Annotated in this window: 15 protein-coding genes; 5 read left to right on the top strand and 10 right to left on the bottom strand. The window is 42.5% G+C overall.

Going from position 1 to position 17,798, the window contains the following annotated elements; translation table 11 throughout:
• Positions 1–974: 974 nt before the first annotated feature.
• The 6 genes from LK453_RS02255 to LK453_RS02230 are packed head-to-tail and all read right to left on the bottom strand — an operon-like array spanning position 975 to position 5,953.
• A complete protein-coding gene (locus LK453_RS02255; RefSeq protein ID WP_227674411.1) occupies positions 975–1,628 on the bottom strand; it encodes an ATP-binding protein in 654 nt (217 codons plus the stop codon).
• Positions 1,629–1,640: 12 nt separating this feature from the next.
• Positions 1,641–3,398, bottom strand: a complete 1,758-nt coding sequence (tnpC, locus tag LK453_RS02250; RefSeq protein WP_227954050.1) for an IS66 family transposase — start codon at positions 3,396–3,398, stop codon at positions 1,641–1,643.
• 42 nt (positions 3,399–3,440) lie between these two features.
• Positions 3,441–3,785: an IS66 family insertion sequence element accessory protein TnpB gene (gene tnpB / locus LK453_RS02245; RefSeq protein ID WP_115342999.1), complete on the bottom strand. Its 345-nt coding sequence runs from the start codon at positions 3,783–3,785 to the stop codon at positions 3,441–3,443.
• Positions 3,782–4,180 (bottom strand): transposase, encoded by a 399-nt coding sequence (locus LK453_RS02240; RefSeq protein WP_227954049.1) that lies wholly within the window; start codon positions 4,178–4,180, stop codon positions 3,782–3,784. Before LK453_RS02240 ends, tnpB begins: the two co-directional genes overlap by 4 nt.
• 31 nt (positions 4,181–4,211) lie before the next feature.
• Positions 4,212–5,270, bottom strand: coding sequence for a histidine kinase dimerization/phospho-acceptor domain-containing protein (locus LK453_RS02235; RefSeq protein ID WP_227674464.1), 1,059 nt, complete (start codon positions 5,268–5,270; stop codon positions 4,212–4,214).
• A gap of 11 nt (positions 5,271–5,281) precedes the next feature.
• Positions 5,282–5,953 carry a response regulator transcription factor gene (locus LK453_RS02230; RefSeq protein WP_201542047.1) on the bottom strand — a complete coding sequence of 224 codons (672 nt, stop codon included), beginning with the start codon at positions 5,951–5,953 and terminating at the stop codon, positions 5,282–5,284.
• Positions 5,954–6,331: 378 nt separating this feature from the next.
• Here LK453_RS02230 and LK453_RS02225 point away from each other — a divergent pair, with 378 nt between their 5' ends.
• A complete protein-coding gene (locus LK453_RS02225) occupies positions 6,332–6,868 on the top strand; it encodes a Spy/CpxP family protein refolding chaperone (RefSeq protein WP_201542049.1) in 537 nt (178 codons plus the stop codon).
• 223 nt (positions 6,869–7,091) lie between these two features.
• On the opposite strand, the gene ygfZ is transcribed toward LK453_RS02225, so the two are convergent.
• Positions 7,092–7,844 (bottom strand): CAF17-like 4Fe-4S cluster assembly/insertion protein YgfZ, encoded by a 753-nt coding sequence (gene ygfZ, locus LK453_RS02220; RefSeq protein ID WP_201542051.1) that lies wholly within the window; start codon positions 7,842–7,844, stop codon positions 7,092–7,094.
• A gap of 284 nt (positions 7,845–8,128) precedes the next feature.
• Between ygfZ and LK453_RS02215 the strand changes: the two genes are divergently transcribed.
• Both LK453_RS02215 and ppk2 read left to right on the top strand, forming a co-directional pair.
• On the top strand, positions 8,129–8,482 hold the full coding sequence (locus LK453_RS02215; protein ID WP_201538090.1) for a zinc ribbon domain-containing protein YjdM: 354 nt from the start codon (positions 8,129–8,131) through the stop codon (positions 8,480–8,482).
• A 377-nt stretch (positions 8,483–8,859) separates the two neighbouring features.
• Positions 8,860–9,969 (top strand): polyphosphate kinase 2, encoded by a 1,110-nt coding sequence (gene ppk2, locus LK453_RS02210; protein ID WP_201528928.1) that lies wholly within the window; start codon positions 8,860–8,862, stop codon positions 9,967–9,969.
• Positions 9,970–10,106: 137 nt separating this feature from the next.
• Here the strand turns inward: ppk2 and LK453_RS02205 are convergent, their stop codons facing one another.
• From LK453_RS02205 to LK453_RS02195, 3 genes are all read right to left on the bottom strand, one after another.
• Positions 10,107–10,505, bottom strand: coding sequence for a hypothetical protein (locus LK453_RS02205; protein WP_201542053.1), 399 nt, complete (start codon positions 10,503–10,505; stop codon positions 10,107–10,109).
• Between the two features lie 99 nt (positions 10,506–10,604).
• A complete protein-coding gene (locus tag LK453_RS02200) occupies positions 10,605–12,425 on the bottom strand; it encodes an amino acid ABC transporter ATP-binding/permease protein (RefSeq protein WP_201542060.1) in 1,821 nt (606 codons plus the stop codon).
• Positions 12,418–14,367: an ABC transporter ATP-binding protein/permease gene (locus LK453_RS02195; RefSeq protein ID WP_201542062.1), complete on the bottom strand. Its 1,950-nt coding sequence runs from the start codon at positions 14,365–14,367 to the stop codon at positions 12,418–12,420. Before LK453_RS02195 ends, LK453_RS02200 begins: the two co-directional genes overlap by 8 nt.
• A 687-nt stretch (positions 14,368–15,054) precedes the next feature.
• Between LK453_RS02195 and LK453_RS02190 the strand changes: the two genes are divergently transcribed.
• On the top strand, positions 15,055–16,653 hold the full coding sequence (locus LK453_RS02190) for a cytochrome ubiquinol oxidase subunit I (RefSeq protein WP_201538098.1): 1,599 nt from the start codon (positions 15,055–15,057) through the stop codon (positions 16,651–16,653).
• Complete coding sequence (gene cydB, locus LK453_RS02185) at positions 16,646–17,782, top strand: cytochrome d ubiquinol oxidase subunit II (protein WP_201542066.1); 1,137 nt, start codon at positions 16,646–16,648, stop codon at positions 17,780–17,782. Before LK453_RS02190 ends, cydB begins: the two co-directional genes overlap by 8 nt.
• Positions 17,783–17,798: the final 16 nt, after the last annotated feature.

Here is a 17,798-nt window from a genome sequence, read left to right as displayed (position 1 = left end):
AGGATGATGAATCATGACCAACAAGCGTAATCTTGTCTCATGAAATTTAGTAAGGATACTCACTCTTGATTTAATACTCATAGGATGTGAGCATTAAATTAGAGTGATAAGTACACTCAGAGCAGGATGCTCATGTTATTAACTATTCTAGGATGGGTTAGATAATAATAGACCGTCAGGATGACGACAACAAAGCCGCATAATCAACGTTATGCGGCTTTGTTGTGTCTGGTCTGGTATCGCTTAGCTTTGTAAGGGTCAGGTTAGAGGCAATTAATTATAGATAGGATAGCGTTGTTAATGAAAGCGCTAAACCTACAGATCAAAAATCAAAGGTCTACAAGAACCAAAGTATGAGACCAAGTCATAATAAGTTATAAATAGTATCTGCTAAAACATACAGAAAACAAGACATCGAAACCTAATCTTGAGACCCAGACTAGAATTAATGAAGAAATACACTGTAATTAATAAAAACTTGAGGCAAGATAAAGAAGTAAAATTAGTTAAATCATAGTGTTAGCGGTAATTTATAGGGGGCAATAGGCTCTTGTAAGCATATGCTTACAGCAATAGACGCTATTGCGTCTTACACCTACGTCGACAATTTGAGATTATAGCGGTACGGCATTAAGGATGATGACTCAAAGGATTGAGTGGTTTAAATTGTTTATAATTTTTTATAATAGGTTTTAGCAATAGTAACTTCCGTATTAAGGATAAGCAGCTATTAAGTTAGCAAGTATGAGCAAGGTATCTAGATTGATAGTGCGCCATACCAAAGTAGGGAGACATGACCTATACAGTACAGACTTACTGTAATAGGGCGCAATACCAGAGCAGGATGTTCGTTAATATTAACGGTCTAAGGCTGGGTTAGTTAATATTATACAGTCAGGATGACACACAGCGAAAGCCGCATAGCGAAAGTTATGCGGCTTTGTTTTTTTATACTAATGGCTAATAGTTAATACTCAAAGATGAGTCGGTAAAGTGGCTTCAATGATTAATCCAGAGTGGCCGTCTTGACGGTTGTAAGCCACCAGTTCCCCTTGATGAGCCAAAATAATCGCATGGGCAATGGCCAAACCTAAGCCATAGCCATTGTATTTTTTGGGGGATTGAGTAGCGTTAGCTTGAGTACTGTTTGGCTGATTCAAGCGCTCTCTAGAGGTACTCAGTCTGACAAAGGGTTGAAAGATACGTTGTAAATCCGCTTCGGCCACACCGCTGCCTGCATCCATAACTTTGACCCTTAAATAAGGTAAGTGCGTCTCCGGGTGCATAAAAGTCTCTAAGCTTACCTCGACGATTGAATGGGGTGCAGTGTGAGTAAAAGCATTGCGAATGATATTTTCAAAAGCACTGTGTAACTGTTGTTGATCGCCCATAAGTTCATAGAGGCCGTTATCATGTCTGGCTAACGGTGCTTTAACATTTGCTTCATTGAGTACCTGCCATCGCCAAGAGACAGATTTTTCCTGAAACTCAAAGCAGACATCTTCCTTAATTTCATCGATTAAAGTATATAAATTAATGGGTTGATGGGCTTCGATATCTAGCGCATATTGACGCATTTGCAATGATTGAATTTGAATGATGTGTTCGATAAGCTCATTCGTAAGCATCCGACCAACCCCCTATTGCGGTGGCACCCAGCGATGAGGCAACAACTCCTCCAGATCCTCTTGAATAGGCAGGCGTCTTAGCACGTCTGTCAAATAAGCAGACACATCCAAACCATTTAAGCGAGCTGACTGAATGATTGACATAATATTCGCAGCCCGCTGCCCACTTCGCAGCGAACCGGCAAACAACCAGTTTTTACGCCCAAGTGCCCACGGACGCATCTGATTCTCCGCCCAATTATTATCAATCGGCAGCCTGCCATCATCTAGATACTGAGTCAGCGCCTGCCAACGTTTCAGGCAATAATCCATCGCCTTACTAATACTGGCATTTTTAGTGGTTAACTGCCTTTTTTCTTGTAACCATTGGTGCAGCTTATCGGCAATCGGTTTGGCTTTTTCTTGCCTGATTTGCCGAACTATTTGGGGATCTCTTGGCATTGGGGGTGTATTTTTTTCAAATCGCTCGTCAATCTCACGTTCAACAGCATACAACTGCCTAAATAACGTTAATGCCTCAATGCTCACGATACTTTGGCCAGTGATATGCAGTTCATGAAACTTACGCCGTGCATGAGCCAGACAACCGATTTCAGTTACACCTTGATGAAATAAGAACTTATACCCGCTGTAATCATCGCAAACCAGCTTACCGCGCCACTTATCTAAAAAGGCTTTAGGGTGCTCATTACGACGACTTTCAGCAAAGTCATAGACCACCGCCTTTAAGGAGCTGTGCTGTGGCGTAAGATACGCCCAGACATAGCCTTTTTTTAATGATTTACCACCTACCTTTACATGGTTCTTCATGATAGATACCGGTGTTTCATCGGCATGTAAGATAGGCTCAGACAGTAATAGTTCATGCAAGCGACTGACTAAAGGCTCAAGGGCAACGCCGCAGCGTCCTACCCAGTCTGCCATAGTAGCATCGGGGATATTTACCCCACTTCGCTGATAGATAATATTCTGCCGATATAACGGGTGATGGTCTGCATATTTGCTAATAAGGATGTGTGCAAGCAGCTCTGGGGTGGCGATGCTTTTGTTAATAATCTGCTTGGGGGTAGCCGCTTGATGAATGATGTCACACTCACGGCATACCCATTTAGGATAGATGTGACGCTCAATATAAAACTGCTTAGGGATAATGCCAAGTTTGTCTTGTTTATCCTCCCCAATTCGCTTCATTTGACAGCCGCAGTCACAGACGGTGGTAAGTGGTTCATGAACCTGGGTTTTCACCTCAAGGTTGTCAGGAATCACTGTGTATTTGGCACGCTTTGTTTTTTTAGGCTGATCAGTAGCTGAAGCTGGCAGCTCATCTGTGCTCTCTTTGCCGGCTTCAAGCTCACCCTCATCGATGAGGGTTTCTGCCTGAGTAAGTTCAATAGCAGGCAGCTTGGCAAGCTCATCTTTGCTTAAGCCACTAAGGTAGTCATCTCGGATTTGTTCAAGCTGCGCTAAGTCCTCTTGCGCCGCCTCATAATTTAAGTGGGTTTGTCTGGCAGTGATGCCTTCACTTTTTTGTCCATAGAGCCGGTGAATAAGCCGCTTTTGTTTTTCGATGAGTTCAAGCACTTGTTCATACAGCTTGTGGTTTTCTTCAACCACTTGGTTAAAAAGCTGCTGTAGTTGATCGTGACTTGTGTTTGTTTGATCAATTTGTTGCTGCAGGTGCTCATTACGCTGTTCAAGCAGGTGAATTTTCAACAAAAGCTCGGCGTAAGTGGGGTCTTTTGATAAGTCGGATAAGTTGGCAACAGTCATGGCGATATGTTGCCAGAGTTTTATTTGCCTGTCATCTGCTATTTATAGGATGGGGGTTAATTTATCTTTGCCCATGTTACGCCAAGGCAGTCCACTGATTAAGGCATTAAATTGTTCACGGTTGATGCTGATGCCAGTTTGAGTGGTGGTGAGCGGCTTGGTTAAGCCATGAAATTTATTGTCATCAAGCTGACGGCTACAAAGCCATACGCCAAGCCCATCATGAATGAATACTTTTAGGCGTGTGCCTGCTTTGTTGTAAAATAGGTAGGCACAGTGAGGGCGAATGCTTTGGTGTTCGGTGAGGATGTGGGCCAGTAGTTTGCCACTACCACATCGCATGTCCATGGGCGTGGTGGATAGCCAGATGTGAGTGATGGGTATCATTGCAGTCCTCGTAGTAGGTCAATCAAGCTTTGAGTGTCTATTTGGGCAATGTTGAGGCTTATCGTCCCAGATGCTCGAGATGTGGTTTGCAGTTTGATGTTCTTTATGACGGAGGCTGAGCCTAGATGCGCACCTTCAGGCGCAAGATGAATTGGAATAAAGTGCGGGTTTGTTGGATTATCTGGTCTGCTTATAGCGCCAGGTAATGTGTCAGCTTGAGTCTGCGTGCGCTGATACTGGCGTTTCCAGTTATGTAGAAGGTTTTGGTTAATGCCATGCTCTAGAGCGATACTGGCAATTGATCGACCTGAGTCTGTCGCTTCTTTTACTAAAAGCGCTTTAAACTCAGCGCTGTAAGTTCTGCGTTTGGGCTTATTAGGGTATTGTGTTGTCATGTTAGTGTCCACGATTATTTGTTCATGGACACTATCTCGCATTTTTTAATAGAAAAAAAGATGGGATGGTCGGATGCTTACGCTCATTCATGCGCTCTGATTCTTTTTCAATACGGTCTAGATAGTGTCCTGCCTCGGGTGCAAAGTCTCGGGTCAATTCGGTGGCCACCTCTAATCGGGCCAAGGGCGAACGTAGTTCATGAGAGATGTCACTTAACATTTGTTTTCGGGCCAATTCACTATTGGCTAAACGGGTAGACAGTTTGGACACGTCTTTTGCCAACATGCCTAGCTCATCGTTACCCAAATCTTTTAACTCCTCTCCAGCAGTAAAGCGTCCTTCACTCATTAAATGAACCGCTTTTTGAACCCGCTTAATGCGGCCAATTAAAGCACGGCTTAACCAGTAACAGACCAAAATGCTAAACAACAAGATAAGTGATACTCTGATTAGAGTGTGGTCTTTGCGCAGTGAGATTAGATCCCGTAAAGAAAGCTTCGGCTGAAGTTGGACGGTATAGCTTATACCGCTGTTGGAAACTACAGTGGTGTCTTTTAACTCCGGATAATTGGTAATTTCCGCACTAACTTGTTGCCAAGGCTGCTCCGACCAAGGCAACAGGAAGCTTCGATCGCGCTCTTCAGGCGGAGGAGATAGTGAGGGTAAGCTTAAGTTAGAGGAACGAGACGATGGGTTTTGAGCATCAGGATGAGGCACTGAATCATAGAGATTAATTCTTTTATTATCAGGATGAAAACGACCAAAGCTAGGTAGAATCACAGCACCTTTTTCATCCACAATACGCATTTGTGACAGTAGCCATCTGTTTCCATGATACAGGTATTTAACGGTCTGTAGGTCATCGTTGGCCAACGCTGCAACAGTATGCTGACGGGCGACTAGCAGCCGAGCAACCTGTAGCTCCATTCTGTTGTTAAGCTCTTTAGCATTGATCCAACGTTCAATCCCTACTGATAGAGCGGAAGTTAATAGTAAAATAGCGAGCATGCTTAAAAACAGACGCCAGAATAAGGTGAGCGGCTGATTGAACCGGTGCTGTGAAACTTTTTTTGGCGTTGTTTTTTTCATATAAAAATACTCTATAGGACCAATTGATAACCTTTACCACGAACGGCTTTAATGGGGTCTTCATGAAAGGGCTGTAGCTTTTTTCTAAGCCGAGAGATATGCACATCTAAGCTTCTATCGAGCGGCTGTAGTTCGCGCTGTAATACGGTCTGTGACAGCCATTCTTTACTGGCCACATTGCCTTGTTGCAGAAGTAAGGCGATCAGTAAATCAAACTCAGTGCCTGTCACTTGCAACACCTTACCATCGACTTTACATACTCGGTGTACCTGGTCAAGCTCTAACCGTTCATGCACTAACGGGGTAAAGTCAGTAGCTTGGGCCGTGGTACGCTTAATTACGGCATTAATCCGGGCCAATAGCTCGCGTGGGTTGCAAGGCTTAGCAATATAGTCATCAGCCCCTAATGCCAAACCAATGATACGATCTATCTCATCACCTTTGGCGGTAAGCATAATGACAGGTGTCTGTGTCAATGTGGGTAACTGACGCAGCACACTTAACCCATCAATCTTTGGCATCATAATATCTAGCACAATTAAGTCATAGCTGTTCGTTTTCAGCTTCTGTAGAACCTGCTCTCCATCATAAGCACAATCGCACTCAATTCCGTGATTGGTGAGATATTCCACCAATAGATCGGAAAGCTCTGTGTCGTCATCGCCTAGTAAAATATGTGTCATAAACAAACCCTGAGAGAGATAGCCGGAGAGATAGAAAGTTAACAGCATTATACGTCGCTTATTAACGGCCAGACTTATTAAAAACCAGACTTATTTAAAATAATGTTATCGAAGTTGGCTGCATAGGAATACTAACGAGGGTCATTGACACAAGCAAGGGCAGAGGAACTGTATTGTTGCAATTGTTACCTTTCTTAAAGTTTCATCAAATTAAGTTACTTAGAAGTGGCTTATGATAGCGTCAATGAATCAAAGTGCTAAAGTTATTGAGTTCACGACCTTCGACGGGTCGATAAATTAATAGATTCAATAAACTTGATGGCTCAAAAAATTTGATTAAGAAAATTTAATGTAAAAACCACTTTAAGGGTAATGGGTATGAAAAAATTAGTATTAAGTTCGATATTGGCAGTATCAGGTAGTTTGGCAATGGTAGGCTGTACTCAGGCCAGTGCAGTTTCTGAGTCTCAAACCACGCCAGCCACTAAAATGCAGCACAAAAAAGGTGAGCACTCTAAAGGTGGTCACCATATGGGTAAGCGTGGTAGTTTTGAGAAGCTTAATTTAACGGATCAACAAAAAGCACAGATGAAAGCCTTGCGAGAAGCACAGAAGCAGAAGCGTCAAGCCAATGCTCAGCAAGACAAAGCAAAAATGCAGCAACTGCATGCACAGACTGAAGCGTTAATTAATAGCCCAACTTTAAACACTGCCGCCTTAAATAGCTTAGCTGATCAACAAGCCGCGTTATCAAAGCAGAGATTTGTTGAGCGTGTTCAAGCACAGCATACGATGGCTCAGATTTTAACTGCTGAGCAAAGAGCAGAATTGAAAAAAATGCGTGAAGAGCAAAAAGCCAAATTCCAAAGCAAAATGGCTGACAGAGCGGCTAAAGCAAACGCAGCTGCCCAGTAATGACCGCTAGTCAATTTATAAATTGACAGTCAATAAGTAGCCATCAAAAAAGAAGTAGCCATCAAAAAAGCGATCTTAGGATCGCTTTTTTTTTGGTTTCTAAAACAGTCTAACTCGTTGTTATAGACCCTATAAAGTTGGTTAAAACTTATTTGACTAAAATAAAGCCAACTAAAATAAGACCGATTGAATGAGGACTATTAAAGGAAGGTTGACTTAAACTTTAAGCATCACGTGCCACATTGCCTTGTAGGGCTGTAGGCAAAGGTAATAGCTGTAGCTCGGAGTTCTCTAAATGTTCAGGGCGGGCCACAACTAACGCTTCAAAGCCTAAATTATCTTGTGTTGCAATAGCATTCACCACTTGGACCTTATCCAAGCTCGCGCCAGGTTGAGGAACTTCCCCCTCACCTTTGACGCGGTGTAAGAAAGCTTTCGGTGAGGCTTTAAAGTAAATTCGAGCGATAACTTCTTGGCCTAGGTAACAGCCTTTATCATAATCTACTCCGCCACGTTGATGTAATCTCAGTTCTTGAGGTTGAAACAGCTCTTGAGTCGCCTCTACAATCCAATAGTTGCCTGTCGCAATACTTAGGGCTTTCCATTCTTCCACATCGCACTTGTCTGCATTATGGCTAAAGGTAGCCTCTTGTTCATCCGTGTCTGCGCCTAACACACAAGGATAGATATCAATGGGCTCTGAGGTAGTGAACTTAGAAAAAGCACCGAATTTTTTTAAGTGAGCCTGTAAGCTTGGTAGACAGTCGGCACTGATTACGATATCAAACTGATCTTCCGCTTGTTTTTTGACCCAAATACCAAATTCGATACGACCTTTTAGATTGGCAATAGCCGCTGGAATATAACTTAAATCGATTTTGTTGATATTAACCGTTAACTGGCTTTGTAAGAATTTTCCAGCATCTTCACCTTGTAAAGTGATTTGTTTAAACGTTAAATTGCTCACAGTGGGCATCCTTTTTAGTGGTTTTTTAAAATTTTTAATTCAGTCTATGTGATTGATATATTAAGTGAGTCTATGGGCAAGATATATTGTCGATTATTATAAAGGCGTCGTAATATCGTACTTTTGTCCGTAGTGGCAGTATGTAACTTATTAAAGTCACGGTAGTTACTACTTTAATTTGGCTGAATAAGATTATTTCAACCGCTTGTTTGAGCAAAAATCTGCAGTTTAGGCTACAATACTAAACGATATGAATTCAATACTGTATCTTAAATAATGGAAATGAGGATAAAATGAGCTTACCTAATTGCCCTAATTGTGATTCTGATTTAACTTATGAAGATGGCGCCTTATTGGTTTGCCCTATGTGTGCTCACGAATGGACAGCTGCTGAATCAGATGGAACGGCTGCTGCTGCAGAAGATAATGTGATTCGTGATGCAGTGGGTAATGAATTACAGGATGGCGATGCCGTTACTGTTATCAAAGATTTAAAAGTGAAAGGTTCTTCTACGCCCTTGAAAGTCGGCACAAAAGTGAAAAGCATTCGTTTACTACATGACGCTCCAGACGACCATGACATTGACTGCAAAATCGATGGTTTTGGTCAAATGAAGTTAAAGTCATCGGTGGTTAAAAAGGCTTAACGAGTTTAATGGGTGCTATTTATAGTGTAGCAACTTAAATTTTAGAAGGTCTGACCTGAATTTTAAAAAGTCTCACTTCGTAAAGGAGTGAGACTTTTTTATGGTTATCGAAATTAGTTCTGAGTGCGCTCTAGTAAGTGGTTTTTAGGATCGTGGATTCGATAATAGAGCATTTACGGATATCAGGATAACAATAATAAAATCATAATGCTCAAATGAATCTTAGTTAATCCATAAATATTTTAAGGGTTTAAAGCTTACAACCATAAAACAATTCATAGATGGTGATTTTTGTGAATTAAGTTACGCAGTCTTTGCTATAATAATTAAATAAATCTATTTAATCTAGGTTAGATAGTTAACAATGAGGAGTGAGCATGTCAAAGAAAAGCGGTAAACCAGAAAAGATTAATGATGAGTACGTGACCAATCAAAAAAAGATTGAAAAGTATGAAACACAGAAGAAAAAAGATGGCTCACGAATCAAGACCAAAGAGGTTATTGACCAAGTATTATTGAAAGACTTGAATGAAGGTAATTTCGATAGTATCTCTGAAAATTTACAAGCGTTAATACATGATGCTTCACCCGATGATCTTGAAAAGCTTAAAGATTTATTTGCAAAACATGCGTTAGCCAATGCGGTTAAAACAGGTGAGAAAAAAGACGATGAGTTGTCAGATAACTGGCGTGAAGGCGGCTATCCTTATAAAAACCGTTTATCCCGTAAAACGTATGAAAAGCAAAAATACCACCTACAAGTAGAGCTACTGAAACTACAGAAGTGGGTACGTGAAAACAATCAAAAAGTGGTTATTATCTTTGAAGGTCGTGATGCGGCTGGTAAAGGGGGTTCTATCAAACGCTTTATGGAAAACCTAAACCCTCGTAGTGCCAGGGTAGTAGCGCTTGATAAGCCGACAGAACGTGAAATGGGGCAATGGTATTTCCAACGTTACATTCAGCATTTGCCTGCTGCCGGTGAAATGGTGTTATTTGACCGTTCTTGGTATAACCGTGCTGGCGTTGAGCGTGTGATGGGTTTCTGTACCGAAGAGCAGTACCAAATCTTTATGAAACAAACCCCCGAGTTTGAAAGACATTTGATTGATTCGGGTATTCATCTCATTAAGTTTTGGTTCTCTGTAAGCCGTGATGAGCAGCGTCGTCGCTTTAAGCAACGTGAAGCGCACCCCTTAAAACAGTGGAAGCTGTCTCCTATTGATATGGCATCACTAGACAAGTGGGATGAGTATACTTTAGCGAAAGAAGCCATGTTCTATAACACGGACACGGCAGAGTCGCCTTGGATTGTTATCAAATCAGATTGTAAAAAACGTGCTCGTCTAAATGCCATGCGTTATGTATTAAATAAACTTCCCTATGAAGGAAGAAACCAGAAGCAAGTCGGTAATGTGGACCCGTTAATTGTGGGCCGTGCTGGTGCCTTGTATGAATTGGGCGAAAAGTCTGATTTAGCCATCTAATTAGTCAGACTTGATCTTCCAATAAAAAAGGAGCAATCATTGATTGCTCCTTTTTCATTTTATATGACTAACTGATAATGTTCTAAGTTTCGCAGTGATGTCCTAACTAGGATGTTGACCACAAGACAAGCCTTAAACTAAGCACTTATTTTGCCCATTTTAACCAATCTAGAAGTAATAGAGCCTTTGGTACGTTGATGACGCTCAGCTAGAGTCTCCACGCTATCACCATTATCAAACCCTGTATTGAGGCTTTCCTCCTCTTCTGTTTCCCAAGGCTTGCCTGCATTGGCCGGTAACTGTGCTTGGCGCTCAATCCATCTTATACGTGCTTGAAGTGCAGGAATAGCCACTTGCAAAGCCCGTTGAATATCATCATTTAAACATAGGCTCTTGGGTGTTAGTGGCTCATCGGATAGAGGGTTAATGCCTTCACTAAGCTTTTCAATAATACGAAAAGCTTCAAAAGTATCCATAGGTGCTACTGCTGCTTCAGGTTGGGCCAGTGATTCTACTGCTGTTTTTATATTATCCATGAGGGATTAATATTCCTTTTGATAGAGATTCAGCTTGGTTTGGTTGAGTTTTCATTACATGTAAATAGTTAAATTAACTAAACTATATTAGCACCAAATCTAATCAATAAAAATATTTTCTTTCAACCTTAGCACGTCACATTGGCCCATGTCCCACTCGTGGTGACTGACTACAATCAATAAATCTTGCTGCTGATGGACCCGCACACTATGCCATACTTTCTCACGGGTCTCGACGTCTAGTCCGGCAAAGGGTTCATCAAGCAGTAACACACGGCGCGGCTTTAAGAGCAGTCGGGCTAAAGCAACGCGTCTGGCCTGTCCGCCAGAGATAGCGGCACCATATTCTCCTAAAGGCGTATCTAACCCTTGAGGCTGAGCATGTAACCAAGGCAGTAAACCTACTTTATCCAAAGCAACTAACAACTCATCGTCCGTAGCATCTGCCTTGCCAAGGCGTAGGTTAGCGGCCAAAGTTTGGTCAAAGATATCCAATTGCTGCCCCAAATAACCCAGTTGATCTTGCCACTCATAATCGAACCAATTGGCATCGTTTAAGGTAGCGTGACCTGAGGTTAAAGGCAGCTCACCTGCCAAAGCTTGCAGTAAGGTAGATTTACCACATCCAGAAGGGCCTTTGATAATTAAGGGGGTACCAGAATGCATGCTAACATTCACATCTTGTGCACCTACCAAAGCGTTAGGAATTTTAGCAGAGACCTGGGTCAACTTAGCGTTAAGTGGCCCAGTGGGTAGTTTTAATCCTGCATGATTCTTAAGTTTATGGTTGCTCGCCGAATAGTTCTCGTCTGTCTTATTATCGAAGATTGTTTTTTCGCTATTTGGTTCAAGTTCTGAGGCGGTTAATAAGGCATTGAGACGATCTTTGGCAGAGACACTGTTGCCTAACGCCAAGTAATGCTGACCGAACGGCACAATAATCTCTTGTATACCTAATAAGCCTAAAGTTACTGCCAATACCAGTGGCACATCTATGTTATTAAGCACAGCTTGAGGCGAGGTAGCATTGCTAGAGAGTTGGAATATTGAAAATAATACCACCAATACGGCAGCATAAAAGAACCATTGAATAAGTAGCATGACAGTAGAGCGTAGTTTTTGAGCGCTCCATTCCAACTTTTGTAATTCATTGTCTTGAGCGATATAAATTTTGGTTTGGGTTTGCCATTGTCGCCAAAGTAGCAGTTGGGTAATAATAGCCAACGGTGCAAGCAGTTTTTGGCGACGGGCTTCAGAAACCTGCGACAGTTTTTTCGCGCGGTTAATGCCTCTTAAGCTGACAATCAAAGGCAGTAGCAACGCTAGTAATAACAACAAATAAATCGTAATTTTACTCACTGCACTGACAGGTAATGCCCAGCTGATAAATAAAGCCAATAATAAAACCGAAACGCTGCCCACCAGCCAAGGCGAGATTACTCTAAGGATAAACTCATCTAACTTATCAATATCACTGACCAAGCGGTGCATATATTGTGAAGCATGTAGCGTATTACGCTGTTGTATCAACGGCAATGCAGCCAAGCGATTAAAAAAGCGTAAGCGTAAGGTCTTCAATAAATCAAAAACCGCATTGTGCGATACCATTAGCTCGCCATAGCGACCTGCAGTGCGTGCCATGGCAAGCATACGGATAATGCCGGCGGGTAGCATATAGTTAAAAGCATGTGACCCTACCGCAATCATGCCAGCCAAAGCCGCTCCGGTGATAAACCAGCCTGATATCATCAATAGTGCAATCATCGATAGCGCTGTGACCAGTCCTAAGATCCAAGAGAATACCCATAAATCAAAAGAGGGCTTAAACATATCACGTAGGCGAAACACGGGGGTAGGCGCTGCTGAATCTAGTAGCTGCTGCGAGTTGACCTTGCTTTCAGTGACTTTCTGCTTATTCATAATCACCTCCCATTTCAGTCAAAGCTACCGGAAGAGACAGCGTTACTTGTCTATCTAACCAGTTTAACGTCTCATAGGCATGGGTAATCCATATGACTGTTTTGCCAATGCTAACCCGCTGCAGAAGTTGATGAATACGCTGCGCGGTATCGGGGTCGAGATGCTCAGTGGGCTCGTCTAATAGCCATAGACTGTCATTTCTTAGCAGTAATTGGGCAATGCCCAAACGCTGCTGTTGACCGCCTGACAAACCTTGACCTCTATCGCCAAGCTGGGTGTTAATTCCTTGGGGCAAGCGCTCAATAAGCTGCCAAAGCTCGACTTCTTTAAGCGCATCAATAAGCTGCTGGTCTGTGGCATTAGGATTGGCAAGGCGTAAGTTTTCAGCGATGGTCAGTGGCATCAATGCCACCTGCTGTGCTAAGTAGCCCATGTGTTGTCTGAGCTGCTGTTGAGGCAGTTGTTTGATGTCTATACGCTCTGAATTGGCAAGGGTAATTTGGATAGTACCCTGATAATCAACGAATCCCATTATCGCCTGTAATAAACTGGACTTGCCGCTGCCACTGTCTCCCGTCAAGGCTATCCTTTCTGTAGGCTGTAACTCGAAACTGACTGGGGCCAAACGGGTGCGATAAGTCATTGCTTTGACTAAACTATCAGTGGCATGAGCATCCGAACCCTTAATATTAGAGCCATCAACTTTAGAGCCATCAGCAGCAGGGCTTAGGTATTGTTCTGAAATATTGTCGCTAATAATGCTATCGCCGCTAAGAATATTATCTTCGCTAATAATAGGGGTCTGAATGCTGACGTTTGTTATTGTTAATCCAAAGGGTTTTGATAAGTCGACAGGAGCTTGTGACAGATCCTCCGGACTTGTGTCTTTCTCAGAATCAAATTTGAAGGTATCTACTGAGTCGCCTTTGCTAAGCTGCGCTGCTTTAATAATGGGCAACAAGCTTTGTACCGCGCCTTCGGCTTCAGCTTTGGCATGATAATCCGCACCAAGTTGACGTAGAGGGACATAAAATTCAGGGGCTAATAGTAAAATAAATAACGCCCCGAAATAAGCCACAGGGACATGACCTTTGTCCCACGGCAAAATACCCATTAATCCGAAACCAAGATAGACCGCAACCAGTGCGATACTCAGGGCGGCCAACAGCTCAAGTACTGCACCATTTAAAAACGCAATCTTCAGTACATCCATAGTGCGGCGACGATACTCTTCACTACTAATGGCCAAGTCCTGCTCGGCAATGGAAGTGGCTTGTAGTCGTTTCAGAGTTGGCATACCCCGAATCCAATCCAAAAAACGACCACTTAACTGTGACAAGGCACTAAATTGAGCCGCGTTTTTTTTGGCGGTAAGATGACCAATTAGGATCATAAATATAGGCACTAAAGGGGCGGTCATTAACAGTAGTGCGGCTGCAAACTTACTCTGCCAAGCCACTGCTATCAGTAGAATAAGGGGCGTGGTAACGGTGACATTCTTTTGCACACTAAAACGGCTGATAAACCCATCTAGGGCATCAGTTTGGTCAATAATTTGACTGGAAATACTGCCATCGCTGCCGAAATGACGTAAGTTAGGCCCTAAAGTAGCCATGGTAGACAGTAATGACTGTCTTAACTCACTACGGACTTTTAAGCTGGCTCGGCTACTCAATAATTCTCGCCCCATATTGAGTAAAGGTCGCAGTACAAAGCACAGTGCAAGTCCTATAAACCAAGCAGAATCAATACCCGTGGATAACGGTATCTTATTAAAGTAGTTGGTTAGCCATAAGCTGAAGAGGCTGGCGAGTAGCCAAGCTTGCCACACAAAAATAAGGGTGCTTATAACCGTGAGTAGCCACGCCAGACTAAGAGGTCGGCGCACGGTATTTACCAGCTGTTTTAAAAAGCTTTTTTCGGCAGTAGAAAGGGTGGCCATAGTAACGTCTGATTTAGAAAAAAAAGAGAAAGTTATAAGATACAAAAGTTAAAAAATATGTTTTTCAATGGGTGTATGATTTAGCAAACATTCTAAGCTTACTACATTGAAAAGCCAATGTATGTTAATGTATCTCGCGAAACCTTGGGCCCGTAATAGAACCCTATAAAATATTTAGCATAGGACAAAGTTCGGTGATTATCTTGATAATTTGCCACGTTTATCATTGCTGTTGTGAAATAAAAGTGAACAGTTTATGGAACAAATATTTTAAATCGAGTAATATAAGCCGCAATAAATCATTGTTGATATAGTGGTTTTATTGTATTTAACGTTGTATCTAATTATGTGCCCAGTGAGTACTCTATTTTTTATACTTTATAAAATTATATATTATAAAATAAAGATGAATGGTTTAGAGCAGTAACAGAGGCTAAGTCGTATTCTTCAGTAGTGTTTTGTGATAATCGTTTTAATCGCTTATTAGCATCTAATGTGGTTTATAGATGTTAAAACTTATCGGTAATGCAGGGTTAATCACTCGTTTGGTTTGATAGGGTAACAGGAGTAGGGAGATAGGGCCAGCCAGTAGGGATGTGAGCAGTAAGGTGGTCCTATACTTTGCATATCAAAGCTATGCCTATCAAGTCATAGTGTGATTTGATCCTTCTTTTTAGGGAGTTTGGTATGATTACTGAACATCTAGTTGATATATCCCGCTTGCAGTTTGCGGTGACGGCGCTTTACCACTTTTTATTTGTCCCATTAACCTTGGGTATGGTTTGGATTCTGGTCATTATGGAATCCGTTTATGTCACAACAGGTAATCAAATCTGGAAGGACATGACTAAGTACTGGGGCAAACTCTTCGGTATTAACTTTGCTCTAGGGGTAACCACTGGGATTACCATGGAGTTCCAGTTTGGTACTAACTGGGCTTATTATTCGCATTATGTGGGTGATATCTTCGGTGCCCCTCTTGCCATTGAAGGTTTAATGGCTTTCTTCCTTGAATCCACCATGGTGGGTCTATTCTTTTTTGGTTGGGATAGATTGTCTCGTGCCCAGCATTTGATCGTTACTATGCTAATGGCCTTAGGGACCAACCTTTCTGCGTTATGGATTTTGATTGCTAACGGCTGGATGCAAAGCCCAGTAGGGGCGTCCTTTAGCTATGAAACCATGCGCATGGAAATGGACAGTTTCGCCACTATCTTATTCAACCCTGATGCGCAGAATAAATTCGTACATACTGTCTCTGCAGGCTATGTTACTGCCTCAATGTTTGTACTTTCTATTTCTGCCCTGTACTTGCTTCGCAAGCGCGATGTGCCTTTTGCCAAGCGTAGCTTCCAAGTGGCTTCAGCCTTTGGTATTGCTTCTATTTTAAGTGTTATCGTTTTAGGGGATGAATCAGGGTATTCAATCGGTGCCGCTCAGCAAACCAAGATGGCAACGATTGAGGCCATGTGGCATACCGAACCTGCACCGGCTTCTTTTAACCTGATTGCAGGTATTAATGAAAAAGAGCAAAAGAACGATTGGCAGATTCAGATTCCTTACGCGATGGGACTAATCGGTACGCGTTCGCTTGATAAAGAAATTCCAGGTATTCACGACATCAAGGCTGTGAACCGAGTACGTATTCAAAATGGGATTGTTGCCGTCAGCTTGCTTGAACAGCTGCGTGAAAATCCTAAAGATGAGATGTTGAAAGCACAGTTTGAAGAAGTGAAAGATGACCTAGGCTTTGGTTTATTGCTTAAAAAGTACACTCAAGATGTGTCACAAGCTACCCCAGAGATGATTCAAAAAGCAGTGGATGACACCATTCCTGCCGTAAAACCTATGTTCTGGTCATTCCGCGGTATGGTGGGTCTTGGTTTCTTAATGTTGGCATTATTTGCAACCAGTATGTGGCATACCGTAAAAGGCAACTTTGCAGAAAAAACATGGTTGTTAAAATGGGCTGTCATTATGTTGCCAGCACCGTGGATTGCCATTGAGCTTGGTTGGTTTGTGGCGGAATATGGCCGTCAACCTTGGACTATTTATGGGGTTCTGCCTACCTACCTTTCAGTTACCAACTTTAGTGTGGCCAACGTTTATGGCTCATTAGCAGGCTTCGTAGGTTTCTATACTATTTTACTTATCATTGAAGTTTATCTAATGGTTAAGTATGTGAAGTTAGGTCCAGCAAGCTTAGGCACAGGTCGTTATGATGGAGAAACTCCGCGTAATGTGACACCTGTAAGTGGCAAAAAGGAGGTCGACCATGTTGTTTGATTATGAAACGCTAAAAATTATTTGGTGGCTTTTAGTCGGGGCTTTACTGATTGGTTTTGCCATTATGGATGGACACGACATGGGGGTGTGTACCCTATTGCCATTCGTCGGCAAAGATGATGATGAACGTCGTGTTATCGTTAATACAGTCGGTCCTCACTGGGAAGGTAACCAAGTCTGGTTTATTACCGCAGGTGGGGCATTATTTGCCGCTTGGCCAATGGTCTATGCGTTAGCCTTCAGTGGTTTCTATTGGGCCATGATGGCGGTATTATGGGCCTTGTTTTTCCGTCCTGTAGGCTTTAAATACCGTAACTTAGTGAAAGACCAAAGATGGCGAAATGCCTGGGACTGGGGCCTATTTGTCGGCTCTTTTGTACCGGCAGTGGTATTCGGTGTGGCATTCGGAAACTTATTTTTAGGGGTGCCTTTTAGTTTTGATAATATGATGCGCTCTACCTATACCGGTAGCTTCTGGAATTTATTGAATCCTTTCGCAATTCTTTGTGGTTTGGTCAGTGCTACTATGCTTATCATGCAGGGTGGGGCTTTTCTTGCCCACCGTACAGAGAATGGCATTCAACAACGTACCATTAAATACACGATGATCTCTGCTGTGGTAATGGTGGTACTTTTTGTGGCAGCAGGCGTGTGGATTCAGTCCATTGATGGCTATGCCATTGTGTCGCAAATTGACACAGCTGCTGTGGCCAACCCATTGACTAAAGAGGTGGTGGTACAGCCCGGTGCTTGGATGGCTAACTTTGAGAAATACCCTTGGGCTTGGGCTTTCCCTGCGCTTGGGGTAATTATGCCACTTATCACCGCCGCTTTATTGAAAGCGGGTAAAACTCTGACCGCTTTTGTGACATCAAGTTTTGCTGTCCTTGGCGTTATCATGACTGCCGGCATCGCGTTATTCCCATTTGTTATGCCATCGTCAACGTTCCCAAATGCCAGCTTAACCGTATGGGATAGTGTGTCTAGTCACTTAACGTTGATGGTGATGTTCTACGTCGTGGTGTTACTGCTACCGATTATTGTGTTTTATACCAGTTGGGCTTATAGCGTCATGCGCGGTAAGGTGACCACTGCTTATATCCGTGAAAATGATCATACGGCATACTAAGCTATCTACTTATTTA

Origin of the sequence: Psychrobacter sanguinis (genome assembly GCF_020736705.1) — a bacterium.
In the GTDB taxonomy this organism is placed as follows: Bacteria; Pseudomonadota; Gammaproteobacteria; order Pseudomonadales; family Moraxellaceae; genus Psychrobacter; species Psychrobacter sanguinis.
Note: the sequence above shows the minus strand (reverse complement) of the source record. Positions and strands in the feature narration are given on the sequence as shown.

Excerpts from the sequence above, each read along its gene's own strand:
- ppk2 (WP_201528928.1), top strand. The coding sequence starts at position 8,860 with ATGTCAAAGAAAAGCGGTAAACCAGAAAAGATTAATGATGAGTACGTG.
- LK453_RS02230 (WP_201542047.1), bottom strand. The coding sequence starts at position 5,953 with ATGACACATATTTTACTAGGCGATGACGACACAGAGCTTTCCGATCTA.
- LK453_RS02255 (WP_227674411.1), bottom strand. The coding sequence starts at position 1,628 with ATGCTTACGAATGAGCTTATCGAACACATCATTCAAATTCAATCATTG.
- tnpB (WP_115342999.1), bottom strand. The coding sequence starts at position 3,785 with ATGATACCCATCACTCACATCTGGCTATCCACCACGCCCATGGACATG.
- ygfZ (WP_201542051.1), bottom strand. The coding sequence starts at position 7,844 with ATGCCCACTGTGAGCAATTTAACGTTTAAACAAATCACTTTACAAGGT.
- LK453_RS02235 (WP_227674464.1), bottom strand. The coding sequence starts at position 5,270 with ATGAAAAAAACAACGCCAAAAAAAGTTTCACAGCACCGGTTCAATCAG.
- LK453_RS02240 (WP_227954049.1), bottom strand. The coding sequence starts at position 4,180 with ATGACAACACAATACCCTAATAAGCCCAAACGCAGAACTTACAGCGCT.
- LK453_RS02205 (WP_201542053.1), bottom strand. The coding sequence starts at position 10,505 with ATGGATAATATAAAAACAGCAGTAGAATCACTGGCCCAACCTGAAGCA.
- LK453_RS02215 (WP_201538090.1), top strand. The coding sequence starts at position 8,129 with ATGAGCTTACCTAATTGCCCTAATTGTGATTCTGATTTAACTTATGAA.
- LK453_RS02195 (WP_201542062.1), bottom strand. The coding sequence starts at position 14,367 with ATGGCCACCCTTTCTACTGCCGAAAAAAGCTTTTTAAAACAGCTGGTA.
- LK453_RS02200 (WP_201542060.1), bottom strand. The coding sequence starts at position 12,425 with ATGAATAAGCAGAAAGTCACTGAAAGCAAGGTCAACTCGCAGCAGCTA.
- LK453_RS02225 (WP_201542049.1), top strand. The coding sequence starts at position 6,332 with ATGAAAAAATTAGTATTAAGTTCGATATTGGCAGTATCAGGTAGTTTG.
- LK453_RS02190 (WP_201538098.1), top strand. The coding sequence starts at position 15,055 with ATGATTACTGAACATCTAGTTGATATATCCCGCTTGCAGTTTGCGGTG.
- tnpC (WP_227954050.1), bottom strand. The coding sequence starts at position 3,398 with ATGACTGTTGCCAACTTATCCGACTTATCAAAAGACCCCACTTACGCC.